The organism is Streptococcus sp., from assembly GCF_019414905.1.
Lineage (GTDB): Bacteria > Bacillota > Bacilli > Lactobacillales > Streptococcaceae > Streptococcus.
The window spans coordinates 1-4,700 of the sequence record NZ_DXLC01000167.1 but is presented as its reverse complement, the minus strand read 5'-3'; the positions used below and the strand labels follow the sequence as shown (position 1 = coordinate 4,700).

Annotated in this window: 7 protein-coding genes and 1 pseudogene; 1 reads left to right on the top strand and 7 read right to left on the bottom strand. The window is 39.0% G+C overall.

Annotated elements, in window-relative coordinates:
• From QZ359_RS04910 to QZ359_RS04880, 7 genes are all read right to left on the bottom strand, one after another.
• Positions 1-222: gamma-glutamyl-gamma-aminobutyrate hydrolase family protein (locus QZ359_RS04910; RefSeq protein ID WP_293963441.1), on the bottom strand; the 222-nt coding region annotated here is incomplete at its 3' end.
• Positions 223-239: 17 nt separating this feature from the next.
• Positions 240-881 carry a redox-sensing transcriptional repressor Rex gene (locus QZ359_RS04905; protein ID WP_042900738.1) on the bottom strand — a complete coding sequence of 214 codons (642 nt, stop codon included), beginning with the start codon at positions 879-881 and terminating at the stop codon, positions 240-242.
• An 82-nt stretch (positions 882-963) separates the two neighbouring features.
• On the bottom strand, positions 964-1,179 hold the full coding sequence (locus tag QZ359_RS04900; RefSeq protein ID WP_293963434.1) for a DUF4649 family protein: 216 nt from the start codon (positions 1,177-1,179) through the stop codon (positions 964-966).
• A gap of 7 nt (positions 1,180-1,186) precedes the next feature.
• Positions 1,187-1,534: a DUF1831 domain-containing protein gene (locus QZ359_RS04895; RefSeq protein WP_000863540.1), complete on the bottom strand. Its 348-nt coding sequence runs from the start codon at positions 1,532-1,534 to the stop codon at positions 1,187-1,189.
• A complete protein-coding gene (locus tag QZ359_RS04890) occupies positions 1,524-2,654 on the bottom strand; it encodes a cysteine desulfurase family protein (protein WP_293963426.1) in 1,131 nt (376 codons plus the stop codon). Before QZ359_RS04890 ends, QZ359_RS04895 begins: the two co-directional genes overlap by 11 nt.
• Before the next feature lie 9 nt (positions 2,655-2,663).
• On the bottom strand, positions 2,664-3,623 hold the full coding sequence (locus tag QZ359_RS04885; RefSeq protein ID WP_293963423.1) for a ribose-phosphate diphosphokinase: 960 nt from the start codon (positions 3,621-3,623) through the stop codon (positions 2,664-2,666).
• 112 nt (positions 3,624-3,735) lie between these two features.
• Positions 3,736-4,305: a CYTH domain-containing protein gene (locus QZ359_RS04880; protein ID WP_293963421.1), complete on the bottom strand. Its 570-nt coding sequence runs from the start codon at positions 4,303-4,305 to the stop codon at positions 3,736-3,738.
• 128 nt (positions 4,306-4,433) lie between these two features.
• Between QZ359_RS04880 and QZ359_RS04875 the strand changes: the two are divergent.
• Positions 4,434-4,700 (top strand): annotated as a pseudogene (locus QZ359_RS04875) (GTP pyrophosphokinase family protein); the annotation flags it as partial.

Sequence of the window (4,700 nt, the reverse complement as noted above, 5' to 3'; positions counted from 1 at the left end):
ATAAAACTGAGGATGAACATTTTGTCCTCCAGTCAAGATGAGCTTATCAATCATACTGATATAGTGGTAGGCCATTTCTTGATCACCAATCGGTAGGATGATGGGAATCCCTCCAGCGTCTTTAACGCCTTCTACAAAACTTTTTGCTGCGTAGCTCATCATGATGTTATCATCTGGATGAGTTTTTTCGTTTCCTGTTATCCCAATAACTGGTTTTTTCATAAAATGATTTTCGCTTTCTAATCCTCTTTTCGCATGAAATAGAGGAGGGTTTGGAGTTCACTTGTCAAATCGACATACTGAACGACCACGTCTTTTGGTAAATGTAGATGGACAGGTGAAAAACTGAGAATACCTTTCACGCCAGCATCCACCAAGAGATTGGCAACCTCTTGTGACTTGACGCTGGGAACAGTTAGGATAGCAGTTTTGACATCGGCATTCTTAATTTTATCCTTGATTTGAGAAATCCCGTAAATGGGAATACCATCAGGAGTTTGGGTCCCGACCTCAGGATGGTCATCTAGATCAAAGGCCATGATAATCTTCATCTTGTTACGCTCATGGAAACGGTAGTGGAGAAGGGCATGACCCATATTTCCAATACCAACCAGCATAACATTAGTAATGGAGTTATCATTGAGCAAATCGGCAAAAAACGTCATCAGTTTTTTGACATCATAGCCAAAACCACGACGACCAAGTTCACCAAAATAGGAAAAATCACGACGAACTGTCGCTGAATCAATACCGATAGCCTCTGCAATTTGCTTAGAGTTGGCACGTTCAATCTTTTCTGCATGAAATCTCTTAAAAATTCGATAGTAGAGAGAGAGTCTTTTTGCTGTAGCTTTTGGAATAGCAGACTGTTTATCTTTCACAAAATCACAACCTTTCTATTCTTCTATTTTATAGAAACATTGTGAAAAAATCAACAAAAACAATAAAAAACTAAGAAAAATCTTAGTTTTGATGTAAAAATGATGTTTGTGATAGAAAACGGTAGAGGTCTCCAACCAATCCTTGGTAAACTTCCTGCCCCTCAAAAGTCAAAGAAGACACATAAAGTGTATCTGGTAGGGTCACACATCCTGACAAAGCCAGCATGAGAGCTTCATAATCCTCATACTTGAGTGTACGCTCTACATGATAGCTGTCCTTATAGGTCAATTCAAACATTTTGGCTCTATCTTTCTGATTTTGTAAAGACACCACGTTCTACCAAGCTATCCATGAGGAAGTAGAATTTTTCCTGATGAATGTGGTGGTCTTCTGATTTGAAAATATCAACTAAACGAAGACCAAACTTGTCAGTGATATTGATTTTAGCTCCTGTAAGTTCCTTGTTAATGATGATTTTGAGTTGGAAGCCTTCACCGCTGTTTGGTACCTTTTCAAGTAGACGAGTCAGTTCATAGTTACCAACTTTAGTCTCAAAAAAGGTGTTGTCTTTGAGGGTGAATTTTTTAACAGAAGGGCTAAGAGTGTAGTCGTAACGACAATTTTTTAATTGAATGGTTTTTTCAAATGCCATATGGCAAACCTCCGATAATTTCTTTTAAGGTTTTTGCGAGGGTTTGTAGTTCTTCAACAGTATTTTGTGAAGACAAACTGATGCGAACGGATTCCTTCAAGCGTTCTGAATTTGCCCCGTACATGGCTTCAAGAACATGGCTGGATTGGACAATGCCTGCAGTACAGGCTGAGCCAGTAGAGATTGAAATTCCAGCTAAATCTAGACGAAGGAGTAAGAGGTCGTTTTTCTGCCCAGGAAATCCAATATTGACAACATAAGGGAGATGATGTTCTCCTCTATTCAAGTAATACTGAATTCCCTCTAGCTCTGCAAGAAAGGAAGTTTCTAGAATTTGTACATGTTGAAAATGTTCTTCTTGCTTTTCTAAATCTTCTTTTAGGGCTGCAAGCATGCCTACGATGGCAGCCAGATTTTCAGTCCCTGCACGTTTTTTCTGTTCTTGGTCTCCGCCATGTAGATAGGAATCAAAGTCCATGCTAGATGCGTAGAGAAAGCCGATTCCCTTAGGACCATGGAATTTATGGGCTGAAGCAGTGAGAAAATCAATTCCCAATTCTTCTGGATGAATAGGGATTTTACCGATTGTCTGAACTGCATCGACATGATAGACAGCAGGGTGTTGCTTAAGTATTTGGCCAATTTCAGCAATGGGCAGTAGGTTTCCAGTCTCATTATTGGCAAACATGGTAGAAACCAAAATCGTATCGTCACGTAAGGCCTTTTGAATTTGTTGGGCTGTGATTTCTTGATTTTCTGGCTGGATAATGGTTGCTTCAAAACCAAAGTGCTGAACCAAGTAATCAATCGTTTCAAGGACAGCATGGTGCTCGATGGCAGTTGTGATGATATGTTTTCCTCGTTCTTGGTGACGAAGGCAGTAGCCAATGATGGCAGTATTGTTGCCTTCTGTTCCACCAGAAGTGAAAAAGATATGTTGAGGTTTTGTTCCCAGTAACTGAGCTAGTTCCTGACGGGCTTCTCGCAAGAGTTTGCCAGCTTGGCGACCATGCCCATGAATACTAGAAGGATTTCCATAGGTTTCTTGCATAACCTCGGTCATCGCTGAAATAGCAACTGCTGACATAGGAGTCGTCGCAGCATTGTCCAAATAAATCAAAGAATCACCTTATTTCTTTTTGTTGTAGGCAAAGAGTGGGCTGACTGGTTTTCTTTCGTGGATACGGACGATGGCATCACCAATTAACTCACTAGCAGTGATGTAGCATACGTTTTTAGGAGTTTTTTCTTTTGTTGCTACTGAATCAGTCACAAGAATTTCTTTAATCTTAGTATTGTCAAGAAGTTCAGCAGCACCTTCAACGAAGAGACCGTGGCTAGAAACAACATAAATTTCTGTAGCCCCTTCACGTTCAACGATTTTGGCTGCTTCAGAGAAGGTACGTCCTGTATTTAAAATGTCATCAATCAAGATAGCTTTTTTACCTTCAACATCACCGATGATATAGCCTTCATTGCGAGTTGCATCGTCTTGAGGGTAGTCGATAATGGCGATAGGAGCATCAAGATATTCAGCCAGGCTACGAGCACGTTTTACTCCTGAATTTTTAGGGCTAACGACAACAACATCTGAACCTCTTAATCCTTTATCACAGTAGTGTTTAGCAAAGAGAGGAACAGTGTAAAGATTATCTACAGGAATATCAAAGAATCCTTGTACTTGAACTGCATGTAAGTCGAGGGTAAGGACACGATCTACACCAGCTTTAACCAGCATGTTAGCAACTAGTTTAGCTGTTAGTGGTTCTCTAGATGATGCAATTCTATCTTGGCGTGCATAGCCAAAATACGGAAGGACAACGTTGATACTGTGGGCACTTGCACGCACACAAGCATCAACCATGATTAACAATTCCATTAGGTGGTTGTTAACAGGGAAACTTGTAGATTGGATGATGTACACATCATAACCACGGACACTCTCTTCGATATTCACTTGGATCTCTCCGTCAGAAAATTGACGTGATGATAGTTTTCCAAGTGGGACACCAACAGCTTGAGCAATTTTTTGTGCAATCTCTTGGTTAGAGTTGAGTGCGAAAAGTTTCATATTTTTTCTATCTGACATTATAGACCGTCCTCTGTAAACTTTATAAATCCTAGTTATATATGTCTTACCTATATGAACTGGGATTTGTGTATTTTTATCTTTTCTATTTTACCAAAAAATAGAGATTATTTCAGCTATTTTTCATGCTTTTGACAAATCGAACCAATTTTGAGGGAGCTTTTTGATAATCAATCTGATTTTCCTTTAAAAATTTCTGGAAATCTTGTTTCCCTTGCTCGTGATTTTCGACTTCAAGCTCTAATTCGTAATCTGTCATATCAAAGTACTGACTTTCATCCAGCGCCATGAGACCAATAGCTGTTTGCATTTCATAGCGAAGTGTCGTTAGACAACCAAGAATCTGCCATTCACTAGTTTTAATACCATGTTTCGCCAATTCATCTAATACTAGCCCTTGAGGAAGTTCTTTCTTGCTCAGATAGTTTTCAGCATCTTTTAGTTGCAATTTTTGGTTGTATTCCATGTTTCCAATACTTTGTGGGACTTTGAGTGTCAGTTCTGCCCAGTCTTCAAAAGTTCGAATGCGCATAGCGACTTTCTTTTCTCGCAGTTCAAAATCAGGCGTGTCCATGTAGTAATTTTTTTGAAGAACAGGAGTGACACCTCCGAACTGTTCTTTTAGACGATCATATTCATCTTTTTTCAGTAGTGTTTTCAATTCAATTTCTAAATGTTTCATTTTTCTTACCTTTTATTTATCGTTGAAAGCGGATTTATGGTATAATAAGCATTGTATTTATTGTATATGAATCTGGAGAAAAAATCAAAGATATTTTTGAAGGATAATATGAGAACAAGGGAGAATATATGACCTTAGACTGGGAAGAATTTCTAGATCCTTACATTCAAGCTGTTGGTGAGTTAAAGATTAAACTACGTGGTATTCGTAAGCAATATCGCAAGCAAAATAAGCATTCTCCGATTGAGTTTGTGACTGGTCGAGTCAAGCCAATTGAAAGTATCAAGGAAAAAATGGCTCGACGTGGTATTACTTATGCGACCTTAGAACACGATTTACAGGATATTGCTGGTTTGCGTGTGATGGTTCAGTTTGTAGATGACGTTAAGGAAGTA

Excerpts from the sequence above, each read along its gene's own strand:
- QZ359_RS04895 (WP_000863540.1), bottom strand. The coding sequence starts at position 1,534 with ATGGCATTTGAAAAAACCATTCAATTAAAAAATTGTCGTTACGACTAC.
- QZ359_RS04880 (WP_293963421.1), bottom strand. The coding sequence starts at position 4,305 with ATGAAACATTTAGAAATTGAATTGAAAACACTACTGAAAAAAGATGAA.
- QZ359_RS04900 (WP_293963434.1), bottom strand. The coding sequence starts at position 1,179 with ATGTTTGAATTGACCTATAAGGACAGCTATCATGTAGAGCGTACACTC.
- QZ359_RS04885 (WP_293963423.1), bottom strand. The coding sequence starts at position 3,623 with ATGTCAGATAGAAAAAATATGAAACTTTTCGCACTCAACTCTAACCAA.